This is a genomic window from Pseudomonas sp. NMS19W (assembly GCF_051554255.1).
Taxonomy (GTDB): Bacteria; Pseudomonadota; Gammaproteobacteria; order Pseudomonadales; family Pseudomonadaceae; genus Aquipseudomonas; species Aquipseudomonas kribbensis.
Map to the genome: position 1 here is coordinate 204,027 of NZ_CP136718.1, position 23,982 is coordinate 228,008.

Annotated in this window: 24 protein-coding genes and 2 tRNA genes; 21 read left to right on the forward strand and 5 right to left on the reverse strand. The window is 57.2% G+C overall.

Features of this window, described 5'->3' with window-relative positions:
- The first annotated feature begins 13 nt into the window (after positions 1-13).
- From R1A29_RS00845 to R1A29_RS00855, 3 genes are all read left to right on the forward strand, one after another.
- Positions 14-2,926, forward strand: coding sequence for an aminotransferase (locus R1A29_RS00845; protein WP_438300398.1), 2,913 nt, complete (start codon positions 14-16; stop codon positions 2,924-2,926).
- 179 nt (positions 2,927-3,105) lie between these two features.
- Entirely contained in the window at positions 3,106-4,212 is a 1,107-nt protein-coding gene (gene aguA, locus R1A29_RS00850) for an agmatine deiminase (RefSeq protein ID WP_119428634.1), read from the forward strand.
- Positions 4,213-4,456: 244 nt separating this feature from the next.
- The gene (locus tag R1A29_RS00855; RefSeq protein ID WP_065257771.1) at positions 4,457-4,669 is read left to right on the forward strand and encodes a hypothetical protein; all 213 of its coding nucleotides are present in this window, start codon (positions 4,457-4,459) and stop codon (positions 4,667-4,669) included.
- 64 nt (positions 4,670-4,733) lie between these two features.
- On the opposite strand, the gene R1A29_RS00860 is transcribed toward R1A29_RS00855, so the two are convergent.
- The gene (locus tag R1A29_RS00860) at positions 4,734-6,824 is read right to left on the reverse strand and encodes a TonB-dependent receptor (RefSeq protein ID WP_438300399.1); all 2,091 of its coding nucleotides are present in this window, start codon (positions 6,822-6,824) and stop codon (positions 4,734-4,736) included.
- Positions 6,825-7,068: 244 nt separating this feature from the next.
- Between R1A29_RS00860 and R1A29_RS00865 the strand changes: the two genes are divergently transcribed.
- The 6 genes from R1A29_RS00865 to R1A29_RS00890 all read left to right on the forward strand — a co-directional run bounded on the left by R1A29_RS00865 (position 7,069) and on the right by R1A29_RS00890 (position 11,767).
- Complete coding sequence (locus R1A29_RS00865) at positions 7,069-7,737, forward strand: DsbA family protein (RefSeq protein ID WP_438300400.1); 669 nt, start codon at positions 7,069-7,071, stop codon at positions 7,735-7,737.
- A gap of 298 nt (positions 7,738-8,035) precedes the next feature.
- Complete coding sequence (locus R1A29_RS00870; protein WP_085712738.1) at positions 8,036-9,322, forward strand: OprD family porin; 1,287 nt, start codon at positions 8,036-8,038, stop codon at positions 9,320-9,322.
- Between the two features lie 232 nt (positions 9,323-9,554).
- Positions 9,555-10,301, forward strand: coding sequence for a 2OG-Fe dioxygenase family protein (locus R1A29_RS00875; RefSeq protein ID WP_085712739.1), 747 nt, complete (start codon positions 9,555-9,557; stop codon positions 10,299-10,301).
- A gap of 79 nt (positions 10,302-10,380) precedes the next feature.
- Entirely contained in the window at positions 10,381-10,758 is a 378-nt protein-coding gene (locus R1A29_RS00880) for a GNAT family N-acetyltransferase (protein WP_438302000.1), read from the forward strand.
- Positions 10,755-11,471, forward strand: a complete 717-nt coding sequence (locus R1A29_RS00885; RefSeq protein ID WP_085608636.1) for an AzlC family ABC transporter permease — start codon at positions 10,755-10,757, stop codon at positions 11,469-11,471. The genes R1A29_RS00880 and R1A29_RS00885 overlap by 4 nt, the downstream gene beginning before the upstream one ends.
- Positions 11,450-11,767: an AzlD domain-containing protein gene (locus tag R1A29_RS00890; protein ID WP_007952614.1), complete on the forward strand. Its 318-nt coding sequence runs from the start codon at positions 11,450-11,452 to the stop codon at positions 11,765-11,767. Before R1A29_RS00885 ends, R1A29_RS00890 begins: the two co-directional genes overlap by 22 nt.
- Here the strand turns inward: R1A29_RS00890 and R1A29_RS00895 are convergent.
- Positions 11,684-12,610 carry a LysR family transcriptional regulator gene (locus R1A29_RS00895; protein ID WP_085712740.1) on the reverse strand — a complete coding sequence of 309 codons (927 nt, stop codon included), beginning with the start codon at positions 12,608-12,610 and terminating at the stop codon, positions 11,684-11,686. The genes R1A29_RS00890 and R1A29_RS00895 overlap by 84 nt on opposite strands.
- A 693-nt stretch (positions 12,611-13,303) precedes the next feature.
- On the opposite strand from R1A29_RS00895, the gene R1A29_RS00900 reads away from it, so the two are divergent.
- Together R1A29_RS00900 and R1A29_RS00905 are read left to right on the forward strand one after the other, a co-directional pair.
- Positions 13,304-13,522 (forward strand): tautomerase family protein, encoded by a 219-nt coding sequence (locus R1A29_RS00900; RefSeq protein WP_438300401.1) that lies wholly within the window; start codon positions 13,304-13,306, stop codon positions 13,520-13,522.
- Between the two features lie 49 nt (positions 13,523-13,571).
- Complete coding sequence (locus R1A29_RS00905; protein ID WP_438300402.1) at positions 13,572-14,282, forward strand: SDR family NAD(P)-dependent oxidoreductase; 711 nt, start codon at positions 13,572-13,574, stop codon at positions 14,280-14,282.
- Between the two features lie 102 nt (positions 14,283-14,384).
- Here R1A29_RS00905 and R1A29_RS00910 read toward each other — a convergent pair.
- Positions 14,385-14,460: transfer RNA gene (locus tag R1A29_RS00910), tRNA-Thr, on the reverse strand.
- A 134-nt stretch (positions 14,461-14,594) separates the two neighbouring features.
- Here R1A29_RS00910 and R1A29_RS00915 point away from each other — a divergent pair.
- Positions 14,595-14,912 carry a transcriptional regulator gene (locus R1A29_RS00915; RefSeq protein WP_438300403.1) on the forward strand — a complete coding sequence of 106 codons (318 nt, stop codon included), beginning with the start codon at positions 14,595-14,597 and terminating at the stop codon, positions 14,910-14,912.
- Complete coding sequence (locus tag R1A29_RS00920; protein WP_438300404.1) at positions 14,902-15,186, forward strand: helix-turn-helix domain-containing protein; 285 nt, start codon at positions 14,902-14,904, stop codon at positions 15,184-15,186. Before R1A29_RS00915 ends, R1A29_RS00920 begins: the two co-directional genes overlap by 11 nt.
- A gap of 130 nt (positions 15,187-15,316) precedes the next feature.
- Here the strand turns inward: R1A29_RS00920 and R1A29_RS00925 are convergent.
- Both R1A29_RS00925 and R1A29_RS00930 read right to left on the reverse strand, forming a co-directional pair.
- A tRNA-Thr gene (locus R1A29_RS00925) sits at positions 15,317-15,392 on the reverse strand.
- A gap of 76 nt (positions 15,393-15,468) precedes the next feature.
- Complete coding sequence (locus R1A29_RS00930; protein ID WP_438300405.1) at positions 15,469-16,284, reverse strand: FkbM family methyltransferase; 816 nt, start codon at positions 16,282-16,284, stop codon at positions 15,469-15,471.
- A gap of 78 nt (positions 16,285-16,362) precedes the next feature.
- Between R1A29_RS00930 and R1A29_RS00935 the strand changes: the two genes are divergently transcribed.
- From R1A29_RS00935 to R1A29_RS00970, 8 genes are all read left to right on the forward strand, one after another.
- A complete protein-coding gene (locus R1A29_RS00935) occupies positions 16,363-16,632 on the forward strand; it encodes a hypothetical protein (RefSeq protein WP_438300406.1) in 270 nt (89 codons plus the stop codon).
- 220 nt (positions 16,633-16,852) lie between these two features.
- Positions 16,853-18,145 carry an HlyD family secretion protein gene (locus tag R1A29_RS00940; protein WP_438300407.1) on the forward strand — a complete coding sequence of 431 codons (1,293 nt, stop codon included), beginning with the start codon at positions 16,853-16,855 and terminating at the stop codon, positions 18,143-18,145.
- Positions 18,146-18,206: 61 nt separating this feature from the next.
- Positions 18,207-18,389, forward strand: coding sequence for a helix-turn-helix domain-containing protein (locus R1A29_RS00945; RefSeq protein WP_438300408.1), 183 nt, complete (start codon positions 18,207-18,209; stop codon positions 18,387-18,389).
- 253 nt (positions 18,390-18,642) lie between these two features.
- Positions 18,643-18,954 (forward strand): hypothetical protein, encoded by a 312-nt coding sequence (locus R1A29_RS00950; RefSeq protein ID WP_438300409.1) that lies wholly within the window; start codon positions 18,643-18,645, stop codon positions 18,952-18,954.
- A 125-nt stretch (positions 18,955-19,079) separates the two neighbouring features.
- Complete coding sequence (locus tag R1A29_RS00955; RefSeq protein ID WP_438300410.1) at positions 19,080-19,301, forward strand: hypothetical protein; 222 nt, start codon at positions 19,080-19,082, stop codon at positions 19,299-19,301.
- 72 nt (positions 19,302-19,373) lie between these two features.
- The gene (locus R1A29_RS00960; protein ID WP_438300411.1) at positions 19,374-20,531 is read left to right on the forward strand and encodes a JmjC domain-containing protein; all 1,158 of its coding nucleotides are present in this window, start codon (positions 19,374-19,376) and stop codon (positions 20,529-20,531) included.
- Between the two features lie 37 nt (positions 20,532-20,568).
- The gene (locus tag R1A29_RS00965) at positions 20,569-22,656 is read left to right on the forward strand and encodes a peptidase domain-containing ABC transporter (protein ID WP_438300412.1); all 2,088 of its coding nucleotides are present in this window, start codon (positions 20,569-20,571) and stop codon (positions 22,654-22,656) included.
- Positions 22,656-23,972 carry a TolC family outer membrane protein gene (locus tag R1A29_RS00970; RefSeq protein WP_438300413.1) on the forward strand — a complete coding sequence of 439 codons (1,317 nt, stop codon included), beginning with the start codon at positions 22,656-22,658 and terminating at the stop codon, positions 23,970-23,972. Before R1A29_RS00965 ends, R1A29_RS00970 begins: the two co-directional genes overlap by 1 nt.
- Positions 23,973-23,982: the final 10 nt, after the last annotated feature.

The window sequence follows — 23,982 nt, forward strand, 5'->3', positions numbered from 1 at the left end:
CAGGGGTCGTTCCATGTCGTTCGCCACGTTGATTCACCGCGCCAGTCTTCCAGGCCCACAGGTCACTGCAGAGCAGGCCTTGCAGGTTCTGTCGCAGCATTACGGGCTGAGCGGCACGTTGCAGGCGCTGGGCAGCCAACAGGACCTCAACTATCGCGTGGACAGTGAGCGTGGGTGGTTCGTGCTGAAGATCTGCCGGGGCGACTATTCGCTGGTGGAGCTGCAGGCCCAGCACGCCGGCCTGAAGTATTTGGCTGAACATTGCGATGTCCATGTTCCCCGGGTCATCCCGGCCAATGACGGCCAGGACCTGTTGTCGCTGGAGATCGGCGGTGAAGCGGTGCACGTGCGGCTGCTCGATTACATCGAAGGTCAGCCGCTGACCGCGCTCGATCATCTTGGCCACGAAGTCGTCGCCGGGTTCGGCCGGCTCTGCGGCGAAATGGACCTGGCCCTGGCCGGGTTCGACCATCCCGGACTCGAACGCACCTTGCAGTGGGACGCACGCCACGCCAGTGCGTTGATCGAGCATCTGTTGCCGGTGATCGGGGATCAGCACCAGCGCGCATTGATTGCCGAGGCCGCCGAGCAGGCCCGTCGCCGTCTGCAGCCGTTGCTGGAAAAGCTGCCGGTGCAGGCGATCCACATGGACATCACCGATGACAACGTGGTCTGGCAGCGTGATGCCCGGCGGCACTGGCAGTTGCAGGGTGTCATCGATTTCGGTGATTTGGTCCGCACTTGGCGGATCACTGACCTGTCGGTCACCTGTGCCGCGTTGCTGCATCACGCCGGGGGTGATCCGTTCGTGATCCTGCCGGCCGTGCAGGCCTATCACTCGGTCAATCCGCTGCAACCCGAAGAATTGCAGGCGCTGTGGTCGCTGATCGTGGCGCGGGCAGCGGTGCTGGTGCTCAGTGGCGAGCAACAGGTCAGCATCGATCCGGGCAATACCTACAGTCGCGACAACCTCACCCACGAATGGGAGATCTTCCGGGTCGCCGCGTCGGTACCGCTGGCGTTGATGGAGGCGGCGATTCTCTCGGCGGTCGGGCAGGCATTGCCGGCCATCGACAGTGAAGGCTTCGCACCATTGTTGCCGGGTCTGGTGGGGCGCGAGTTTGCGCTGATTGATCTGGGTGTATTGAGCGTGCATTTCGAGGCGGGTAACTGGGAACAGCCAGGCATCGATCAACGCCTGTTGAATGAAGCCGCCGCGATCCATGGCCTGGCTGCCAGTCGATACGGGCAGTACCGTTTGTCACGTACCCGGCCTGACAGCGCCGATGAGCCCGAGACGTTCCCGCTGCACGTTGAGTTGCGTGTGCCTCAAGGGACAGCGGTCGAAGCGCCGTTCGCCGGCGTTCTGCACCTGTCGGCTGACGGTGCGCTGCGACTCGACGGCCCGCAACTGAGCCTGCGCCTCTGGGGCGTGACGCCGTCATTGCATGGCGGTGCGGCGCTGGTCAAAGGTCAGGTGCTGGGGACGGTGGATGGCCCGTTGATCGTGCAACTGCTTCGCGATGCGCATCTGGAGGCGCCGCTGTTCTGCACGCCGACCCGCGCGCCGGCGTGGCAGGCGCTGTCGCCATCACCGGCAGCACTGCTGGGCCTGGCCTGCGACGCCGAGCCGGAGCTGGACGCGAAAACCCTGCTGGCCCGCCGCGACGCCAGTTTCGCCCGCACTCAAAAACACTATTACGTCGACCCGCCGCGTATCGAGCGCGGCTGGCGCAATCACCTGATCGACATGCAGGGCCGCTCCTACCTCGACATGCTCAACAATGTTGCGGTACTCGGGCATGGTCATCCGCGCATGGCGGCGGTCGCGAGCCGGCAGTGGTCGTTGCTCAACACCAACTCGCGCTTCAACTATGCGGCGGTCGCGGAGTTTTCCGAACGCTTGCTGAAACTGGCGCCGGAGGGCATGGATCGGGTGTTCCTGGTCAATAGCGGCAGCGAGGCCAACGATCTGGCGATTCGCCTAGCCTGGGCCTACAGCGGCGGACGCGACATGCTCAGTGTGCTGGAGGCCTATCACGGTTGGACCGTCGGCGCGGACGCGGTATCGACGTCGATTGCCGATAACCCGCAAGCCCTGAGCAGCCGTCCGGACTGGGTGCACCCGGTGACTGCGCCGAACATCTATCGCGGCGAATTCCGTGGCCCCGATTCGGCACCGGACTATGTGCGCAGCGTTGAACACAACCTGGCCAAAATCGATGAACAGAAACGGCAGTTGGCCGGGTTCATCTGCGAGCCGGTCTACGGCAATGCGGGCGGGATCTCGTTGCCGCCGGGCTACCTCAAGAAAGTCTATGAACTGGTGCGCGCCCGGGGCGGGGTGTGCATCGCCGACGAGGTACAGGTCGGCTACGGGCGCATGGGCCACTTCTTCTGGGGCTTTGAAGAGCAGGGCGTGGTGCCGGACATCATCACCATGGCCAAAGGCATGGGCAACGGCCAGCCATTGGGTGCGGTGATCACCCGTCGGGAAATCGCCGAAGCGCTGGAGGCTGAGGGTTACTTCTTCTCGTCCGCCGGCGGCAGCCCGGTGAGTTGCCAGGTCGGTATGGCGGTGCTCGATGTCATGGAGGAAGAAAAGCTCTGGGAAAACGCTCAGGTCGTCGGCGGGCACTTCAAGCAGCGGCTGGAGGCGTTGATCGATAAACATCCGCTGGTCGGCGCGGTGCATGGCTCGGGGTTCTATCTGGGGGTCGAATTGATCCGCAATCGGCAGACCCTGGAGCCGGCGACCGAAGAAACCACGCTGCTGTGCGATCGTCTGCGAGAGCTGGGGATCTTCATGCAGCCGACCGGCGATGACCTGAACATCCTCAAGATCAAACCGCCGATGGTCACTTCGCGCCAAAGCGTGGATTTCTTTGTCGACATGCTGTCGAAGGTGCTGGAAGAAGGCCTCTGAGCCTGTTGTAGTTCGATTAATGCCGATTTCTATCGGTATTAATCGGTAAAAACAAAACTCGGTATTTGTTTTTAGCTTTTAAAGTCGATATTTATCGTTTATAAAGTCGCCATCGTCCGTCGTCCAAACCTGTTCGGCGCGTTGAACAACCTCGACCGTTCCCTGGAGTCCTGATCGACATGACCACCTTGAAAAGTACCCCACGCGCCGATGGCTTCTACATGCCGGCCGAATGGGCACCGCAAACCCAGACCTGGATGATCTGGCCTGAGCGTCCGGACAACTGGCGTCTGGGCGGCAAGCCGGCGCAGGCCGCCCACGCTGCGGTGGCCAAGGCCATCGCGCGTTTCGAACCGGTGACCGTGGCGGTGTCCGCTGGCCAGTACGAAAATGCTCGCGCTCGTCTCGACGTGCCGAATATCCGCGTGGTCGAAATGTCCAGCGATGACGCCTGGGTTCGCGACAGCGGTCCGACTTTCGTCATCAACAACAGTGGTGAAGTGCGCGGTGTGAACTGGGACTTCAACGCCTGGGGCGGTTTTGACGGCGGTTTGTATTCGCCGTGGAACCGCGATTCCCAGGTCGGCGGCAAGATCCTCGAAATCGAGCGCAGCCCGCGCTACCGCACCGAGGGCTTTGTGCTGGAAGGCGGCTCGATTCACGTCGACGGCGAAGGCACGCTGATCACCACCGAGGAATGCCTGCTCAACCGCAATCGCAACCCGCACCTAGGCCGCGAAGAAATCGAAGCGGTGCTGCGCGACAACCTGTCGGTGGACAAGATCATCTGGCTGCCGGATGGCCTGTTCAACGACGAAACCGACGGCCATGTGGATAACTTCTGCTGCTACGTGCGCCCTGGCGAAGTGCTGCTGGCGTGGACCGACGATCCGCAGGATCCGAACTACCCGCGCTGCCAGGCCGCGATGAAAGTGCTGGAAAGCAGCACCGACGCCAAGGGCCGCCCGTTCACGGTGCACAAGATGCCGATCCCGGGGCCGCTGTTTGCCACCGAAGAGGAATGCGCGGGCGTGGACCCGGTGGACGGCACTCAGGAGCGCAATCCGAGCGTGCGTCTGGCCGGTTCCTACGTGAACTTCCTGATCGTCAACGGCGGCATCATCGCGCCAAGCTTCGACGACCCGATGGACGCTCCGGCCCGGGAGATTCTGCAGAAGCTGTTCCCGCAACACGAAGTGGTGATGGTGCCGGGTCGCGAACTGTTACTGGGGGGCGGCAACATTCACTGCCTTACCCAACAGCAGCCCGCGCCGCACAAAGAGTGAGTGCGGATGTAACAGCTTGAGTTGATTGGAAAATCGACCGGGCAGTCATTTGTTGCCCACGCTTGAAGAGAAACCCGCAGCCCGTCAGGACTGCGGGTTTCTTTATGTCCGCTGGTCGACAATTTGATTACGTTGGCATAGCTCTTGTATCGCTCATGACGCACTAGGGAGGGGGAGAACTTCAACAGTTCTGTCATAAACCTTGGATAACTTAGCCGCTCACGAACGGGGAGAGAGCGCTGAAATGAACGCCGAAGTGAACGTAATCAGCGAGCGGACGTTGCATCCCATGGCTGTAAATAGTGAGTCGCTCCAGATTGTCGCGCACTGGTTGAAGTCCAATGGAACGCGTCAGATCAGGGAACCTGATCCGCGCCGGATGATGATCGAGCGTTACCCCGCTGGCCTGTTCAGCGAGGCCGAACTGGACGCACTTTGGGATGTGATGGAAGGATAAGAAGAACAAACAAGGATTGTAAAAAGCGCTGCCGGGATGGCAGCGCTTTTTTTATGGGCGCGAATCAGAAGCTGTAGGTGCCGGTCATGACCAGGCTGCGCGGCGCGCCTGGCTGGATCTGGAAGGCGCTGGTAGCCGAAGCGTAATACTCGCGGTCGGTGATGTTGTTCAACGCTGCGCGCAGGTCCCAGTCCTTGTGCCGGTAGCCGACCAGCGCGTCCCAGCGCCCGTAGCCCGGCAACACGGTGGTGTTGGCGTTGTCGGCGTAACGCTGGCCGACCAGGGTCAGGCCGGTTTCACCGTACCAGCCCATCTCCGGTTTCCAGGTCAGGAACAGGCTGCCGTTACGCTTGGCCACGTTGTTGACGCGTTTGCCTTCCAGGCCGTTGTTGTCCTTCTCGATGGTCGCGTCCTGCACACCGACGCCGCCGCGTACATACCAGTTGCCGACGATGTTGCCGGTGCCGGTCAGTTCGATCCCGCGCGAGCGTTGCAAACCGCTCATCACGGTCAGAGTCGGATCGACCGGGTCGGTGGTGCGGCGGTTGTAGAGTTCCAGCTCGTAGATCGCCAGGGTGGTGCTCAGGCGATCGTCGAGCCAGTCGCTCTTGACCCCGATTTCCTTCTGCTTGGTCAGCTCAGGGCTCAGGTCATTGCTGTTGCCGGCCACGCCCGGGGTGATACCGATCAGACCGCCGCCGACCGGCGAGAAGGTCTTGGTCCACGACGCGTAGAACGAGTGATTCTGCAACGGTGTCCAGACCACGCCGAAACGCGGGCTGGTGCTGTGGCTGTCGCGATCCTCGGAAATGTTGCGCAGCTTGTTGGTCGACTCGATGTCGAAGGTGTCGTAGCGCAAGCCGGCGAGCAGTTGCCATTGATCGTTCAGGCGCAGTTGATCCTGAACGTAGATCGCGCGGCTTTCGACTTCGGTGTGGCTGCTGCTCGACACCTGCATCCGACCGGTGTGGCGCAGATTGCGATCGGGGTTGTACAGATCCAGCGATGGCACTGCGGAGCTGCCGCGTCCGGAGGTTACAGCGTTGTACAGCGTCGGGTCGCGGCGCTGGCTGCCGGTCTCGATGCCAGTCAACAGGCGATGCTCGAGACCGAAGGTGTCGAATCCACCTTCCAGCTCGACGTTGTTGTAGACATTGCGAGTGGTCAGATCCTGTTGCCAGTGCTGGCGGATGACCTTGTTGTTTTTCGGGTCGAAGTTGGTGAGGTAGGTGTTGTCGAAATCGCTGTCGAGCTTGAACACACCGAGGGTGTGGCGCAGTTGCCAGTTGTCGTTGAGTTCATAGCTGAGTCGGGAACGCAGGGATTGCGTCTTGTCGTCGATGAAGTCGTGATCGTTACCGTAGGTCGTATCCCGGCCGACATCGGCCGGACGTCCACCGACCCCGGGAATGCCGCGATCCGGCGTGCGGTTGTAGCGGCTGTATTCGTATTGCACCAGCCAGTTGAGGTCAGGCGTGAGCTGCCAGCTCATCGACGGTGCGAACAGTTTGCGGTTGCCGCTGACGCCGTCGCGGAAGCTGTTCTCGTCCATGTTGCCCATGTTCAGGCGCAGGCTGATGTTCTCGCTCGGGTCGGCGCTGAGGTCGGCGTACAGGCTGCGCAGATCTTCGCTGCCGCCCTGGGCCTCGATGGTCGAGCGGCGGCCGGCCTCGGGTGCCTTGCTGACGCGATTGACGATTCCGCCCTGGCTGCCACGGCCGTACAGCACAGCGGCCGGGCCTTTGAGTACCTCAACGCGTTCGATGTTGTGCAGGTCGCGCTTGTACTGGCTGTCGTCGCGGATGCCGTCCAGATAGAAGTCGTTGCTGGCATCGAAACCACGAATGCGCAGGCTGTCGAAGCGCGTGTCGCCTCCGCCGCTGACGTTGGGAATCCCGCTCAGGGCGTCTTCGATGTCATTGATGCCGTAATCCGCGACGTTGGCGGTCTTGATCGAATCGATCGCCTGCGGCACGTAGCGCACCGGGGTGGACGTGCGGGTCGCGGTGTTGCTGACTTTTACGCGTGGGTCGTCGACCTGCGTTTCGGCACTGATCGAAGTAGCGGGGAGCTCGGTCGCAGAGTAAGCGAAACCGGAGGACAAAAAGGCAGAAAGCCCAAGCGTGACGGGCGTGAGACGGAACGGGGCAGGCATTGAAAAGCGCATCCGAAAGGGTGGAAGAATTCGAGCGCGCGAATGGTAATGCTTTGCATTTGCTCTCGTTAATTATTCGTGAAAGGTTCCGTGGTTTGATTGTGTCAATTTGTTTCTGGTTTGTATCTGAGCGGATAACGACTGCATTCGACCGATTGCCGAAACAGACTGAAAGCCATTCCGGCGTTTTTCCGCAACCGCCGAGGGACTAACGTGGCTGCCATCGATTTCCCGGAGCTTTCAGATGATCCTTCACTACATTTACGACCCTCTGTGCGGCTGGTGCTATGGCGCCAAACCGCTGGTACAGGCCGCCCAGCAAGTGCTGCCGGTTATCGCCCACGCGGGCGGCATGATGACCGGTGCCAATCGCCAGAGCGTTTCACCGCAACTGCGCAATTACGTGATGCCCCACGACCGTCGCATTGCCGAATACACCGGACAGCCGTTCGGCGAAGCCTATTTCGAAGGCCTGTTGCGTGATCACACGGCGGTATTTGATTCCGCGCCACCGATTGCGGCAGTCATGGCAGCAGAAAACATCGATGGACGAGGCCTGGAACTGCTTGGTCGATTGCAAACCGCACACTATGTAGAAGGCCGGCGAATTGCCGATGAGGCCGTGCTGGTGGAATGCGCGGTAGCACTGGGCTACGAGGCGGACACTTTCCGCAAGACACTGCAAACAACCGACACCGATCAACACATAAAGAACAGCCGCGCACTGTTGGCGAAACTCGGGGGCCAGGGCTTTCCGACCTTCGCGCTGGAACAGGACGGCCAGTTCACCCTGATCGATATCGGCCCGTGGCTCGGCAAACCGCAGGCGTTTGCACAATGGTTGAGCGAGTCGATTCCGTCGGCACCCGACGCGCAAGCTTTACCGGTCTGTGGCCTCGACGGTTGTGCATGACTGGGCATCAAATCCCTGACTACAGGCATTTCCCCGCACGAAGCTTTCGAAAAATTTACTTTTATTAGACGATTTTTGCCTATTTAAAGACGATTCTTGAAATTGACACATTGTTCAGGGCGCGGCTACGATTCGGCCCAACGCCTGTGGCTAACCGCCATGACTCAAAATCAGGAGCAGGCCCGCCATGACATTGTCTTGAGCGGGCCTTTTTGTTTCGGGGTGAATAAAAGAGTGCATCAAGCGCCGTTTCAGCCGTTCGACACAGCGCGTTTCAACCCGTAATAAGGAAAACAAAATGTTGAACAAGCGGATCAGTCTGATCGCATTGGGGATGTTGAGCGCCACTCAGGCCATGGCTAACGACCAGGCCGAGTCCAAGGGTTTTGTGGAAGACAGCAGCCTGAAAGTGCTGCTGCGCAATGCCTACATCAATCGTGACTACAAAGACCGCACCCAGGACAAAGCCGAGTGGGGCCAGGCGGCCATCGGTACGTTCTCGTCCGGTTTCACCCAGGGCACTGTCGGTGTGGGTGTGGATGCATTCGGTCTGTACGCACTGCGTCTGGACGGCGGCAAGGGTCGCAGCGGCGCTGGCGGTATCGACTTCTTCAAGCAGGGTGACAGCGGCAACGCGGCTGACGACCTGTCCAAGGGCGGCGCAGCGGTGAAATTCCGTCTGTCCAGCACCACCCTGACCTACGGCGACCAGATGCCGGCCCTGCCGGTGCTGAACTACGACAACTCGCGTCTGCTGCCGGAAAGCTACACCGGTACTTTGATCACCTCCAAAGAGATCAAGGGCCTGCAACTGGATGCCGGTCGTTTCACCGCCGAATCGCGCAAAAGTGCTGAAGGCCGTGACAGCGGTGGTCTGAAGTCGATCAACGTATTGGGCGGTAGCTACCAGTTCACCGAACAGTTCAAGGCTGCGCTGTACGCGTCCGACGTCGAAGACGTGATGAAGAAGCAGTACGTGAACGCCAACTACGTGTTCCCGATCGACAAGGATCAGTCCCTGACCCTGGACTTCAACGGCTATCGCACCAAGCTGGACAAGTCTTACGCCGAACTCAAAAACTCCGGCGGCCAGGACAACAAGATCTGGAGCCTGGCAGCTACTTTCGCCACTGGCCCGCACTCGTTCACCGTGGCTCACCAGCGCAGCACCGGCGACAGCAACCTGGGTTATCCGTACGGCGGCTATCAGAACGCCGGTGCACGTCAGGGTGATGGCGGCAACACCATCTACCTGGCCAACTCCTACTGGTCGGACTTCAACGCAGAAGACGAGCGCAGCTGGCAGTTGGGCTACGGCCTGGACTTCGGCGCATTCGGTGTGCCGGGTCTGAGCTATAACTTCGCATACGTGCGTGGCGACAACATCACCACAGACACCAGCACCGGTGGCACCGAGCGCGAAATCTTCAACCAGTTCAAGTACGTCGTGCAAAGCGGCCCGGCCAAAGACCTGAGCGTGAAGGTGCGCAGCTCGATCCTGCGCGTGTCGCAGAAGTCCAGCGATTACAACGTCGGTGGCAACGAAGTGCGTGTGTTCGTGGATTACCCGATCAACGTCTTCTGATGATCGGCTGAACCCGCGAAACGCGGTAAAAAACCCCGACTGGTTCGGGGTTTTTTTTTGACGGTTTTTCTGAAAAAAACATGAAAACCCGTGTTTTTGTCATTTGAAATGCACTTTCAGGCCGTTTCAAACCGCGTTTCAAACAGGGCTTTAAATGCCTGAAATTCTTTCTCATGGACGCAAATTCTCCACCTAATAGATTAGGCCGCTCAATGCAGCGGAGAATTTGGTAATGATCGTTTTAACCAGAGAAGTGGGCGAATCGCTACGGCGCGACAAGTACGCCAACGTGCAGGGTGCTGACTTCAATCTCTACGGTCATTTCGCCGACTTCGTCAGACTGACCAAAAGTTGGGAAAACATGGAGCCTGACAGTTACTACGGTCAGGCCGAAGCCGGCATGCGTTACCGTCGTTACAGCGACTTCGAATACAACCCCAAGACGCGCGAGCTGAAGCAGCTGGAACATCGCGCGTACGTGCAGTCCAAGGAGAACAACGCGTACGTGGGCGGTGTGGTGCGACACTTCCAGGACTTCTCGGACGAAGTCATCGACTCGCCGGTGATGCGCAGCCTGATCGACACCGATTTCGAAGTGTACAAAAGCGTGTTGCCGGAAGAGTTGCACGATGAAATCTGGCAATGCCAGATCCATCAGATCCGCATCGAGATCAAACCCGGCAAACAACTTGAAATCACGCCGGAAGGCATTCACTGCGACGGTTATCCGTTCAGCGGTGTGCACTTCTGGGGCCGCAACAATGTCGAGGGTGCCGAAAGTCGCCTGTACGACATTCACGAGCAGCAACTGGCGTCGACCACCTACCAGGAAATTCTCGACACCACTTACTTCCTCGACCGCGACATGCGCCACTACGTGACACCGGCGCGCAACACCCACTCCCATGCCATGGCGTACCGGCAGATTCTGGCGATTTCTTTCTCGCGGCCCGGGACCGCTTTCGACATTGTTCGCTAATCAGATCACCCAAATAGACGGCGTCGAATGCTCGACGCCGGTGGTGCTGCGGCGCGCGACGGCCAAGGATGCGCAGCGCATGGAGCGTTTCTTCCGCCAGTTCGACGAAGTGTCGTTCTGCGAATGGCAGGACGCCAAATGCCTGCGCGGTGTGCTGATCCAGAAAACCACTACGGCGTATCTGGCCTTCGATGTCGCAGGCGAGATCGTCGGGGCGGTGCTGGGCGGCATGCTCGGCAGTCGCGGCACCATCAACCATCTGGCGGTCAGCCTGCGTTATCGCAGCCAGGGCGTCGGCCAGCGACTGGTGGAAGCGGCGTCGGCCGACATGAAACGGGTCGGTGTGCTACGGATGTTTCTGTTCGTCGACGATGCTAACCTCGCGGGCAAGCGTTTCTGGACTGCCCAGGGTTTTTGCGAGCCTCACGGCGAACGGACATTTGAGAGGGATCTATGAATGAAACATCCGGCAGTGCGCCGCTGATGGTCGACCGTCAGCCGTCGCGCACGTTTGCCGAAGCCAGCCCGGTGGTGGCCGGTTATTTCACCGTGTCGTTCGTGTTCGGGCTGATGGCGGTCAACGCCGGGCTGCCGCTGTGGCTGCCGGTGGCAATGTGTCTGTTCGTGTATGCCGGGGCCTCGCAATTCGCAGCGCTGGCACTGATCAGCAGCGGGGCGTCGCTGACCACCATCGTTCTGACCACGTTTCTGATCAACGCGCGGCACATGCTGATGTCGGTCTACATGGCGAAGGCCCTGCGGGCACTGGGCCTGAGCCGCATGGAGCGCTGGTGCTACGCCGGCGGCCTGACCGATGAATCGTTCGCCTTCCACAGCGTCAAGCTCGGCACCGGGGCGCCGGTGAACATCCGTTATCTGATCGGCTTCAACCTGTTCTGCCACACCTCCTGGGTGATCGGCGGATTGCTCGGGGCCTTATGTGCGCAGTACGCGTCGCATCTGATCAAATACCAGCTCGACTACGCGCTGACCGCGATGATGCTCTACGTGCTGGTCTCGCTGTGCAACACCCGCAACAAACTCATCGCCGCCCTGGCCGCTGTGGTCTGCATGGGCGCTCTGAGCCTGGTTGGCAGCTCGCCGTTCAACGTTTTCATCGCCACGTTTGTGGGCTGCGGAGTGGGTGTATGCCTGACCAAACGTTCCTGATTCTGGTGGTCGCGCTGATGATGGCCGTGACCTTTCTGCCACGGGCGCTACCGTTGCAGGTCAACACCGAGCACTGGCCACCCTTCGTCGCCCGGGCACTGGAATACCTGCCGGTGGCGATCGTCGCTGCGATCAGCCTGACACCCTTGTTGATCAAGGATCAGCACATACAGCTCGACCGCCCGGAATTCTATGCAGCGATTCCGACGCTGTTATGTGCGTATTTCAGCAAAAACCTCTTTCTCAGTGTGGCGGTTGGGACGGCTGCGTACATTGCGCTCGGCTCGTTCATGTAGCGGCAGATCGACCACGTCGTTCAACGCCTGGCCGGACAGATCCGGGTTGTTCACCGCCAGGCGCACTTCGAGGAAATCCTCGAACCCGGGGAAAATCGTCAGGCCGTTCTTCTGCGCGGCCTCGCGAGAGACCATGCCGACGGCATCCATCTGCGTGATGAGCGACAGTGTCAGCGTTTCGCTGCAGGAATAAATCGTCCGCTGACTGTTCTCGTGATTGCCCAGCCCGGCGTCGAGAAAACGCAAAAAGCTGTGGGAATACGGGCAATCTTCTGCAGGACGTACCTGAAACTTGTTGCCAAGCAACGTCAGCGGATCGTTCTCCTGACCGCAATGAGCGCCGACCACCTGCACCTGTACTTCCGGCAGGACAATGCTCGGCAACCCCGGACGCTGCGGGCCGATCAGCACCGCGAGGTCGAAGTCTTCGTTCTTCAGCTTGCTGAGATTTTCCATCGACTCGGCGTAGCTGAATTCCATCTGATAGTCGGGGAACACATCGATCAGACGTCCGATCAGTCGCCGGTTGAAGTCCGGGTCCAGCGTGGTGTTCAACGCTACTTTCAACGTGCGCTGTCCCGGTACCTTCAACGCCTCGACTTTCTCTTCCATCTGCCGCGTGGCTATCAGCACTCTGTCCATATAGGGCGTCAGCTCGGTGCCTTGCGGCGTCAGCGTCAGGCCCTTGTTGGAGCGGCGAAACAAGCGGAAACCGAACTGTTCTTCGACCTTGTTCAACTGCGCGGCCAGGGCCTGCACAGTCAGGCACGAATGCTCGGCTGCGGCCGACAACGAGCCGGTCTGCACGATGCGCATGAGGTTGCGTAAGGTTCTGCTATCCATGGGTAATGCCCTCTGAAGTGGGCTGGGTATTGTTGTGTACGTGACGGCCTGAACGGCTCCATTTGCCGGCTATATTCCTGTACCTGAGCATAGTTGTCGCGCAATTAGTAGCGAATTGATGTCCCTGCCGATGGCTGGAGGCTGACACAGGATCGGGGTTTTTGGTGACGCGGGGGTGATTGGGGTCAAAAAAAGTGCACGGTTTGGGTGCTTTTGGGGGGATTTTCCAAGGGAAACGACTGACGTGAAGGATGCCTTTTGCCCGCAATTTTTACGGACAGGTCTCAGAGTTTACTGCGAATGAGCTGATATCGACTGCCAGAGTAAGCGCATCTAATAGGTCGCATTGTCTGGAAATAGGTAATTTCGATGGTGGTTCAACGAAAACCCGAACATGTGCGGATACCCTCGCAGAAGACCGTCCGTGCCATGAGGGAAGCACTCCTGCTTCGCCAGTATTTTGGTTCGATTGATGAGCTGCTGAAGGCTCAAGAGGATGCAGAAAAAGGCGTTAAATCACGCTGAACTGGCGCGTTCCTTTGCTTGAGTTCTGATGTTGTTGTGACAGGCTATTCATTACACCACCTCACAAATGAAGTACCCAACCCCTACTTTTTCCCCTCCCGGCACACGCCTAAATTGAGCTCCAACACCTGACCATCATCCCGAGGGCAGGCCACTGGAGTCGTCGTCATGCCATTTGTCAGCGTACGCATCACCCGCGACGGTGTTACCCGTGAGCAGAAAGCTCAGGTGATCGCCGAAATCACTGAAACCCTGAAGCGCGTCCTCAACAAACGCCCGGACCTGACCCACATCGTGATCGAAGAAGTCGACACCGATAACTGGGGCTACGCCGGCATCACCACCACCGAATACCGCCGACAGCTGGCGGAGCGGAATCAGTCCTGACCGCGCCCGCTGTCTTGTCGATCACCATAAATCTGTTGAGGATTTCATCATGAGCCACTCGAAAAAAACCGTCGTCATTACTGGCGCCTCCCAGGGTCTGGGCGAAGGCATGGTCAAGGCCTTCCGTGAACTGGGCTACAACATCGTCGCCACTTCGCGCTCGATCAAACCGTCGAATGACCCACAGATCCTGACCATCGCCGGTGACATCGGCGATCCGGCCACTGCTCAACGCGTCATCAGCGAAGGCGTGGCACGCTTCGGCCGCATCGACACCCTGGTCAACAACGCCGGCATCTTCGTCGCCAAACCGTTCACCGCCTACACCCCGGAAGACTACGTGGCGGTGCTGTCGGTCAACCTCAACGGATTCTTCTACATCACCCAACTGGCCATCACCGAGATGGAAAAACAGGGCAAGGGCCACGTGGTCAACATCACCACCAGCCTGACTGACCACGCGGTAGACGGCGTGCCCTCGGTCCTCGCTTCGCTGACCAAGGGCGGCCTCAACGCCGCCACCAAATCCCTGGCCATCGAATACGCCAAACGCGGAATCCGGGTGAACGCGGTATCACCGGGCATCATCAAGACGCCGATGCACGGCGAAGAAACCCACGCGGCACTGGGTGCGCTGCATCCGGTTGGGCACATGGGCGAGATCGACGATATTGCGCAGGCGGTGGTGTATCTCGATAACGCAAATTTTGTGACTGGCGAGATTCTGCATGTGGATGGTGGGCAGAGTGCTGGGCACTGATTGATGCTGTTGCACCAAGCCTTTGCGAAGATGCGGGGCTTTTAAAATCCAGGCTGCAGAAACAACAAAGCCCCTGCATTTCTGCAGAGGCTTCGTTTTGTATGGTGCCGGCACCAGGAATCGAACCCGGGACCTACTGATTACAAGTCAGTTGCTCTACCATCTGAGCTATACCGGCGAGAAAAGGTGACAGATCTATTTTTCGAATACTCCTTCGATACTGGGAAGCTCCAGTTCTCCCAGGTCCGCCAGATTCTGCATCAGACAAACGTACATTGCTCACCTATACGGCAAGGCCGTATAGTGCCGCCCATGTATACCATTATCGAAACCGAAATTTTCAAGCGCTATGCTGACGGTATCTGGGCCGATGGTGAGCTGCATGAATTCATAACGTGGCTTGCCGCGAACCCGCTGGCCGGTGACGTCGTTCCGGGTAGCGGAGGCCTGCGCAAGGTTCGCTGGTCTCGTAGCGGCATGGGCAAGCGAGGTGGTACACGTGTCATTTATTACAACACGCTTTCCGAAGGCTCAATCTGGTTGCTGATTGCCTACACCAAGGCCAAATTCGACAACCTGCCCGCAGCCTTCCTTAAGCAATTGAAGGAGGAAATCAGCGATGGTCAATGAACTGGAGCAATTCCAGCAGGACTTGCTGGACTCTGTCCGCCAAATGAAGGCGGGAAAAGCAGGTCGTGTGACAGAGGTGCCACTCTCGGCGGCCGCTGAAGCGCGGGCCAAGGTGGGTGTTTCGCAAAGTGCATTCGCCAAGTTGATCGGTGTGAGTCTACGGACGTTGCAGGATTGGGAGCAGGGTCGCAGGCAGCCGACAGGTGCGGCACAAACTCTGTTGCGTGTTGCTAGCCAGCATCCGGAAGCATTGCGGGATTTGCAGCCAGCCTGAGGTGAAATCGTCTACGGATTGTTCCGATTAGAACTGGCAATGCGGTTGCCGACGATCGGAGATGTGGACGAAATGTGGACACTCCAGAAACAACAAAGCCCCTGCATTTCTGCAGAGGCTTTGTTTTGTATGGTGCCGGCACCAGGAATCGAACCCGGGACCTACTGATTACAAGTCAGTTGCTCTACCATCTGAGCTATACCGGCGTGTGGGCGACGATTATAGCGACTCGGGTGCTTCTGTAAACCCCTGAATTCAGACTATTTTTGTGCCCTCTGCGAATCACGCCCGGCGCAGGACGTTGCGCAGTTTTTGCACAGCGCGCCAGGCGCGGCTGTTTTGCATGGCACGCAGTTCGGCTTCGGCTTGTTCGGCGCGTTGCAGGGCGGTTTCCAGTGCCGGGTTTACCGGGTGGGCAAGGTTGTGGCCTTTGCACAGCTGGAAGTTGTCGAGGTTGCACGGTGGCAGGTCGAACGCGGGTTTGAGGCCGATGTGTTCGTTGGCGAGGAAGAAACTGTTGAGGCCGTCGAACAGGACGTTGGTGTAACCGGCGTCGATCACCAGGTGTTCCCAGGTGTGGTCGCGCTCCCATGGGGTTTCGATGAGGATGATCCATGGGCGGAAGCGGCTGAAGTCCATACCGCGCAGTACGGTTTCTTCGTGACCTTCGACGTCGATTTTCAGAAAGTGGATCGGCCGTTCACCGGCGTGTTCTTCACAGATCGAGGTCAGTGTGCGTGCGTTGACGGTGAGGCTTTGCACGTCCATGCCAAGGTTTTTGCGTTCTTGCGCAACCACCGGGTCGGCGGTGGACAGGCCGGTGCCGGGAATGCCGTAGAAGGTCAGTTCGCCCGGCTGGTCGCTGGCCACGCATTGCAGCGTGGTATCGCGAGGGCGATGGTGGCGGAGCGAGTCGTAATAGTTCTGCATCGGTTCGACATTGATGCCCTGCCAGCCGCGATCATAAAAGGCTTTGGTGACCGAATCGTGGATCGGGTCATTGGCGCCGACGTCGATATAAAAACCGTTTCCAAAATGCTGCAAGGCGCGCCAAAGGCGAACGTCCTCAAAATTCTGTGCGTAAGAGATGAACGTCACGGTCACTCCCTGTCGGTCGGTTTCTTCTTGTTCGTGCGTGCACTGGTGTCACGGTGTGAGCCTGTATAGCAAGGGTGGTTGGCCGGTGCAATTTTCCGCTCCTCCCGTCCGCGATTCGGCGGTTATGTCCTTTTGCTTGGGGGCTTATGCACAACGGGCTTTGAAGAGGGCGTGCTTAGAGGGGATTTTGTGGACGGGTTCTCATTTGATGCGCAAATCCCTGTTTTACCGGTTTTTTATTTGTGTGAACAAAAAATGACCAAGGCTGTTAATGGCTTGAAACAGGCGTGGATATTGGATCCACGAGAATTCCATCAACAGAGTTATCCACAGGATGTCAGCGGTTAATGTCCTGCGATCTTTTAGTGAGAACAGGACCTGTTGTTCTTCGACTTGCAGTTCTCTGCGCTGCACGACGCGGAATCGTTCTTTAAACAGGCATGAAAAGAAGACATGACTGGAAATACATCTGTTCGGTTTTTTTCATTAATGAATATCAGCTGTATTTGCGATGGATTATCATCCACGCCGCGCAGGACGCTCATGATCATTCAAGAAGTACGCATTGATGCCCAACTCCTCTCCAGACTCCCCATCATTGTTTCGATCCGAGGCACTGGCCGCAATTCACCAAAACCGATTCGGAAACACTCTGATTCATCAGCCTTGGGGCTTTAGTCTGGTAGCTGGCGTGGTGGGCATCCTAATCATTTTGATTATTTCTTATGCCTATTTTGGTACCTACACACGCAAGGCTACAGCGCGTGGTTTGCTAATGCCTGAGCAGGGAATGTTGCGTCTGACGGCATCCAGTTTCGGGGTTCTCACGGATGTGCGTGTTAGTGAAGGGCAGCAGGTTCAGAAAGGTGATGCACTTTTTGTAATTTCCGGCGAGCGGCAGTCGGGTGTGGGAGGTACACAAGCGCTGATTTCCGAACAGTTGGACCAGCGTTTGAACGTCATGCTGCGTAATAAAGTGCTGACGGATGAGCGCCTGGTGAGTGAGGTTCACATGTTTGATAGCCGTCTGGCGACGATCAATAGTGAGCTCCGGCAGTTCAGTGAAGAGGTCCGCCTTTTGGAGCGTCGAGCACAACTCGCTCAGGCTCACTTGAGCAGGCAGCAGGAATTGGTCAATTCCGGGTTCATCTCCGTTGCGCAATTGCAGCAGGCTGAAGCGGAACTGTTGATCCTGCAGGGGCATCAGCAAAGCAACCAACGCGCCAGAGCCAGCCTGCAACGTGAGCGAACCGGACTACTGGCCCAGCGCCAGGAAGCCGAGTTGCGTCATCGCAGTGAAATCAGCGAGGTTGAAAGCGCTACGGCACTGATCAAACAAGAACAGGCTGAAAACGAAGTGCGCAGCGAGCAGATCAGTGTCGCTCCCTTTGCCGGAACGGTGACCGGGTTGAATGCACAAATTGGTCAACAGGTCAGTGCGGGCTCACTGTTGGCCAGTTTGATTCCTCAAGGTGCAATCTTGACCGCCCATCTCTATGTGGCTCCCCGTCAGGCTGGCTTCATAGAGTCGGGGCAAAAGGTATTGCTGCGTTATGCGGCTTACCCGTATCAGAAGTTCGGCATGGCGCGCGGCCAAGTTACGAATGTCTCGAAGAGCCCCTATGCCCCCCAAGAGTTGCAGCCCCACATCGCTACTGCGTTGAAGGGGCAGGGGATAGAAGCAGACCTGTTCTATCGGGTGTCGGTTGCGCTCGAATCACCCAGCATAGATACCTACGGAAAAAAACAAATGCTACAGGCGGGCATGTTGTTGGACGCAGATGTCATACAGGATCGGCGCCGGCTTTACGAATGGGCACTGGAGCCGCTTTATTCGGTCACTGGAAAACTGCACGAGTAGCCCTGACTGGCAAGGTGCACCACGGTTTGCAAAAACTACGAAGAAAAATAATGGAGCTCTTATGAGCCTGACTAAACGAGAGTCGGATGTTTTGCATTTGCTGTTGGCTGGGAAAACCAATAAGCAAATTGCTCAACACCTAAGTATTAGTGATTACACCGTACGCGATCATGTGTCTTCGCTGCTACGCAAGTGCGGTGTCAGTACTCGGATGGAGTTGGTTGTTCTGCAAATCAGAAAATAACTAATGTGTTTTAACTCATAAAGCTACGTATTGCCGGTAATCTCGTTTTTATCCCCTACATATGTAGGATCGTCTGCACTGCCGAGGATCTTTATCATGGCAGTCGGAGCTCCCGGGTATTTCACCGACTTTGACAGGAATCACAATTTTAATTCGCACGTCAAATTCAAGTTTGTAGTGCTTGAAGTGTTGTCTTGCGCGTGAGTCTCCGGTGGTTATTCAATAAGAAATTAGTTGCTGGAGGAGGAAAAAAGTGAAGGAAATTACCATTGAAGACCTCGAAGTGGTCAGTGGCGGTTTTGGAATTCCCGGCGCTGCGGCGGGAGCTGTGGTGGCGGGTGCTGGATACATAGGCTATGAAGCAATGGCCGGGGGCGGTTCGATGAACGGCTTCATCGGCACAGTGGCCGGTGGTGCCGCCGTTGGCTTCTTTACCGGGCCGGCTGGCATCAGCGCCAGCACTTCGTTAGCCATTGGCGGAGGGCAGGCCAGTTTCTACGGTGGAATGATGGGCGGGATGATTACCAGCGGAATGGATGCGGCAGGTACCAACTACAACCGATAACTCGTTCTGCCAGACCTGGCGGACAGTATTTCTAAATTACTAGAAAAGATTGGATGCCAGGGATGGTGTAGAGAGTGGTTGGAAAAACACGCGCGGTTGAAAGTTTCAGCGTACAGGGGGGAATGATGAGTGATATTGAATTTGTTAAATTCGGCGCCAGTTTTGGTGTTGTTGTACTTGGTGCGTTGTTGATGAAAGGGTTGATATTCCTGTTGAATGGGAAAGTGGCGAATATTTCAAAATCTCTAGAGATGTTGTTGGTCATCGCGGTTCCGGCGATTTTCGCGGCAATGATTTCCAATAACTTGATCGGTCTTTTCGCGAGAGTTTTTAATCTCGTTGAGTGAAACCCGTGCGGCAGGTTGCAAATTGCTCCTGAAAGTCTCGGTTCGGATAGTGGTTTTTATCGTAGGTGCGTTGTGAAGATTGATTTCAAGGTTTCAAAGGCTGAGTTCTCCGAGCGTTATCAAGGCAAGCAACCCCTGTTGATAAAAAATGCCTTTGCGGTGTCGCAGTCATTCTCTTGGAAAGACGCCAACCGGATCATTGAGCGCAACAGTGTTGAATCCAGCGATTTCAAGATTCTGCATAACGGTCTCGTTCCAAAACAGGAATATGTCGAAACCTATTACGACGTCGGTATGGTCAGGCATCGACTTATAAAGTCGGCAGTCTATGAAAGGATGAAAAGTGGCGCGACATTGATCGCCAACAAAATCGTCAATGAGCCGCATGTTCATGCCTTTGCCCGGCAGATTGCACAGTTGACGGGGCGCCAGACAGTCAGCAGCGCCTATGCCGCATTCGGCCGTCAGGAATCTTTCCAGACGCATTGGGACACTCGCGATATCTTCGCTATTCAGTTGATTGGCCGTAAGCACTGGACCGTTTTTGAACCAAGTTTCAACGAGCCGCTGTTCATGCAGCAAAGCAAGGATTACGAAAAGGAATACCCATGCCCGGAGCAGCCGTTCATGGAGTTCGTTCTTGAGCCAGGCGATGTGCTCTATCTGCCCAGAGGCTGGTGGCACAATCCGTTGCCGTTTGATGAAGAAACCTTTCACCTTTCCATTGGTACCTTCCCGGCTCATGCCTTCGAGTACGTGCAATGGTCAATGCAAAATTTGCCCGATGTTGCTGCGGCACGGCAGGCCCTGGGCTCTTTCGACGAGGATCGGGACACACTTTTGTTACTCGCTGACCAGATCAGTGAGTGGCTGACAGATCCTGTACAGTACCAACGTTTCATGGATCAATTCAACGCATCGCATCGCGTGGAGACGCCGTTGGCAATCGATCTCTTCGCCAATGCCGAGATCAAGCAGTTACCGGATGACGTTGGCCTGCAACTGGCTGCCAACAATTTGGTGATGATTGATGAAGGCTACTTGTTCGCCAACGGTACGCGCATCAATCTCGACGAAGCAGCCCTGAAACTGATCCACGATATTCAAGCTACGCCGGGGACAGCGGTACTCGACCTGCTTTCACGCCGACCCGATATTGACCCTGAAAAAGTTCGCGGATTGATCTTCGAGCTATGTCGTCAGGATGTGCTTGAGCTGATTCGCGCTTGATGCTCGCCATGAAGTACACAGGGTGGGAGCCGTTCCAGTGCGCGTAACGTTACAGGCGGAAAGCCAGGAGTGTGGACTGGCTTGTCTGGTGATGGTAGCCGCAGCGCATGGCCTGCATCTCGATCTGGCCACACTGCGTCGGCGCTTTGCCATTTCCATCAAAGGCACGAATCTGACCCAGTTGATTCGCTATGCACAAAATCTGGAATTTTCCTGCCGGCCTTTGCGCCTTGAGCTGGAGGAGATCCGCCAGCTTCGCACCCCATGCATCCTGCATTGGAATTTGAATCACTTCGTCGTTCTGGAAAAGTGCCGGGGTGACCGTTTGGTGATTCTTGATCCTGCGCGTGGGCGACATGTGATGACACCGCAGGAAGTGTCTCGGCACTTCACCGGTGTCGCTCTGGAGTTGTCACCCAATGCTGATTTCGTTCCTGCTCAACACAAGCCGCAATTGCATCTCGGAGCGCTGATCGGCCGGGTACGAGGGTTGAAACGGGCACTGGGCAACATCTTTGTTCTGGCATTGGCGTTGGAGGTGGTGGCACTGCTTTCGCCGCAAGTGACGCAATCGATCGTCGATGGAGCACTCGTATCGGCCGACCAGCATTTGTTGCTGCTGGCGGTAATGGGCGGTTGCTTATTGTTGCTGTTCGATTTCGTCTTGCGTATGGCTCAAGGCTGGATGGGCCTGCGGCTCAATCAACAGTTGGCTCTGCAGTGGTCCGGCAATCTCTTCAGTCATTTACTACGATTGCCCTGGCCGTTTTTTGAAAAACGTCAGTTGGGTGATATCACAGCGCGGTTTCAATCGTTGGCGGCGATTCGCAACGTCTTTGCCAATGGTGCCATTAATGTCGTGCTGGATGGTTTGGTCACGCTAATCACCCTCGGCATGATGCTGTTATACAGCGGAGCGTTGACCGCGATCGTCATGGTGGCGGTGTCGATGTATGGCTTGTTGCGGGTGATCTTCTATCACCCGCTGCGAAATGCCTCGGAAGAACGCATCGTGCTCGCGGCTCGGGAGAACTCGTATTTCCTCGAGAGCATACGAGCGGTACTGCCGCTGAAGTTGTTCAATATGACATCGGCACGGCTGGCAACATGGCAAAACATGATGGCCGCCGTACAGAATCGGGATATCACCAGCCAGAAGTTGTTGCTCATGTTCGCCAGCCTCAACACCCTGATTTTCGGGATTGAGGGGATGTTGCTGCTTTACGTCGGTGGCCTGGCCGTACTCGAGGGCGGTTTATCACTGGGTATGTTGCTGGCCTTTCTGGCCTACAAAAGTCAGTTCACCGGGCGTGCCAGCAAGCTGATCGATCTGGGTGTCGAAATCAGGATGTTGTCGCTGCACGCCGAACGGTTGGCCGATATCGCTCTGGAACCCGTCGAGCCCTGGCCTTTACTGGAAACCGATCTACAGCGAATCGAACCCAGCCTGGAACTGAGGAATGTTTCTTTCCGTTATGCCGAAGGCGAACCGTGGATCATTCGTAATATTTCTTTGGTCATCGAGGCCGCAGATTCGGTCGCGATCGTAGGACCGTCAGGCTGTGGCAAATCTACTTTGTTCAAGCTGATGCTAGGTTTGCTGCAGCCGACCGAGGGTGAAATCCGCGTGGGTGGAATTCCGGTGCGCCAGCTTGGCCTTGATGGGCTGCACAACCTGGTAGGCGCCGTGATGCAGGAAGATCAGTTGCTGGCGGGATCCCTTGCGGAGAACATCGCCTGTTTTGATCCTCAGGCCGACCAATCGCGGGTCGAAGAGGCTGCGCGGCATGCTTATATCCATGATTCGATCAGTCGTATGCCAATGGGCTATCAGACGCTGGTTGCGGAAATGGGCAGCGGACTATCCGGGGGGCAACGACAGCGCGTGCTGTTGGCGCGAGCCTTGTACAAACAGCCGAAGATTCTGGCCCTGGATGAAGCCACCAGTCATCTCGATCTGCACAGCGAAAAGTGTGTGGTGAGCGCCATGCAACGTATGCATATGACGCGGATAAGCATCGCTCATCGCCAGGAAACGATAGCCCTGGCCAGGCGCGTAGTGTGTATGGATGCAGGTACGATCATCAGTGATCTGCGAAATGACCAGAAGCTGGTGCCTGCCTGATGTCCCGGTGGTTATTGTTTTTGGTCTTGGCCAGTCTGGAATTACAGCTGCTGGCAGTCGCGTGCGCTGACGATCTGGTGAGCATTTACCAAGAGGCATTGCGCAATGATCTGCAGTTTTCTGCTGCGCAAGCCGAACACCAGGCTGGGCTTGAAACAGTAATTCAAGCTCGAGCCGGATTGTTGCCGGAACTCTCCGTGCAAGCCCAGAGCGTCTGGAGCCGTAACGAGTACCAATTCGAGGGCGGCGCCGTTGAACAGCGACGACAGAATCAGACCTACAGTGTCCAACTGGTTCAGCCGGTATTTCGCTGGAAGAATTGGCTGCTCTACCAGCAAGGAAGCCAACAGTCAGCGCTTGCTGCCAGCCGTTTCTACGGTGCTCAACAAAGCCTGTTATTGCGCGTGGCTCAGGCGTACTTCCAGCTCTTGAGTGCAGAGGAGGGAATGCAGGCGCTGCTCCAGCAGCAACTGGCGGATACTCGACTGTTGGCTAGCGCTCTCAAACAGTTCGAACTGGGTAATGTCAGTATTGCCGATGTGCATGAAGCACGTGCCAGTGCCGACAGTAGTGTGGCCGTCGCCATCAAGGCCCGAAGTGACGTCGAACTGGCGCGGCAAGGCCTGGCGCATATCATTGGCCGCCAACCGCCGTCGTTGCCCGGTCTGCGTGAGAGGGTGCACCTAGAGCCGCCGTTTCCCGCTGATATCAACGAGTGGGTTGTGGCAGCGCTTCAGAATAGTTTTGAGGTTCAGGCGCAAGCGCTTTTGCTCGAGATCGCACGTAATGAAGTTCGTAGCCGCAAGGCCGATCATTTGCCAACAGTCGACTTGGTCGCTACTCAAAGCATGCAGCAACGCCCTACCGTAGGCGCTGAGCGCAGTGATTTGTCCAGTATCGGCTTGCGCTTGAGCCTGCCTCTCTATGCCGGTGGGCGCACGAACTCTGCGGTGCGTGAGGCGCAGGCGTTGAGCGCAAAGCTGGAAGCGCACTATGAAGAGTCCAAACGCACCGCACAAATGCAGGTTCACGAAGCTTGGTTGGGGGTGCACAGCGGTATGGCGCAAGTGCGGGCACTGGAGGCAGCGAAGATTTCCGTCGGGTCTGCGCTTGAGGCCAACCAGTTAGGCTACAAGGTTGGCGTACGCATCAGCATTGATGTGCTTGAGGCTCAAAGTCGTTTTACGGAGACCGTGCGGCAACTGTCGCGGGCGCGCTATGACACTTTACTGGCGAAGCTACGCTTGAAAGCTGCGATTGGCGGGCTCACAGAGGTTGACCTGCAGGAGGTCAACCGACTGCTCGTCTCCAATTGAGCGCATCAGG

What these genes read in the sequence shown, in the direction of transcription:
- R1A29_RS00955 (WP_438300410.1), top strand. Translation starts at nt 19,080, where the DNA reads ATGAGTGATATTGAATTTGTTAAATTCGGCGCCAGTTTTGGTGTTGTT.
- R1A29_RS00880 (WP_438302000.1), top strand. Translation starts at nt 10,381, where the DNA reads ATGGAGCGTTTCTTCCGCCAGTTCGACGAAGTGTCGTTCTGCGAATGG.
- R1A29_RS00920 (WP_438300404.1), top strand. Translation starts at nt 14,902, where the DNA reads ATGGTCAATGAACTGGAGCAATTCCAGCAGGACTTGCTGGACTCTGTC.
- R1A29_RS00915 (WP_438300403.1), top strand. Translation starts at nt 14,595, where the DNA reads ATGTATACCATTATCGAAACCGAAATTTTCAAGCGCTATGCTGACGGT.
- R1A29_RS00885 (WP_085608636.1), top strand. Translation starts at nt 10,755, where the DNA reads ATGAATGAAACATCCGGCAGTGCGCCGCTGATGGTCGACCGTCAGCCG.
- R1A29_RS00945 (WP_438300408.1), top strand. Translation starts at nt 18,207, where the DNA reads ATGAGCCTGACTAAACGAGAGTCGGATGTTTTGCATTTGCTGTTGGCT.
- R1A29_RS00940 (WP_438300407.1), top strand. Translation starts at nt 16,853, where the DNA reads ATGCCCAACTCCTCTCCAGACTCCCCATCATTGTTTCGATCCGAGGCA.
- R1A29_RS00895 (WP_085712740.1), bottom strand. Translation starts at nt 12,610, where the DNA reads ATGGATAGCAGAACCTTACGCAACCTCATGCGCATCGTGCAGACCGGC.
- aguA (WP_119428634.1), top strand. Translation starts at nt 3,106, where the DNA reads ATGACCACCTTGAAAAGTACCCCACGCGCCGATGGCTTCTACATGCCG.
- R1A29_RS00865 (WP_438300400.1), top strand. Translation starts at nt 7,069, where the DNA reads ATGATCCTTCACTACATTTACGACCCTCTGTGCGGCTGGTGCTATGGC.
- R1A29_RS00870 (WP_085712738.1), top strand. Translation starts at nt 8,036, where the DNA reads ATGTTGAACAAGCGGATCAGTCTGATCGCATTGGGGATGTTGAGCGCC.
- R1A29_RS00875 (WP_085712739.1), top strand. Translation starts at nt 9,555, where the DNA reads ATGATCGTTTTAACCAGAGAAGTGGGCGAATCGCTACGGCGCGACAAG.
- R1A29_RS00860 (WP_438300399.1), bottom strand. Translation starts at nt 6,824, where the DNA reads ATGCCTGCCCCGTTCCGTCTCACGCCCGTCACGCTTGGGCTTTCTGCC.
- R1A29_RS00855 (WP_065257771.1), top strand. Translation starts at nt 4,457, where the DNA reads ATGAACGCCGAAGTGAACGTAATCAGCGAGCGGACGTTGCATCCCATG.
- R1A29_RS00970 (WP_438300413.1), top strand. Translation starts at nt 22,656, where the DNA reads ATGTCCCGGTGGTTATTGTTTTTGGTCTTGGCCAGTCTGGAATTACAG.
- R1A29_RS00890 (WP_007952614.1), top strand. Translation starts at nt 11,450, where the DNA reads ATGCCTGACCAAACGTTCCTGATTCTGGTGGTCGCGCTGATGATGGCC.
- R1A29_RS00905 (WP_438300402.1), top strand. Translation starts at nt 13,572, where the DNA reads ATGAGCCACTCGAAAAAAACCGTCGTCATTACTGGCGCCTCCCAGGGT.
- R1A29_RS00845 (WP_438300398.1), top strand. Translation starts at nt 14, where the DNA reads ATGTCGTTCGCCACGTTGATTCACCGCGCCAGTCTTCCAGGCCCACAG.
- R1A29_RS00900 (WP_438300401.1), top strand. Translation starts at nt 13,304, where the DNA reads ATGCCATTTGTCAGCGTACGCATCACCCGCGACGGTGTTACCCGTGAG.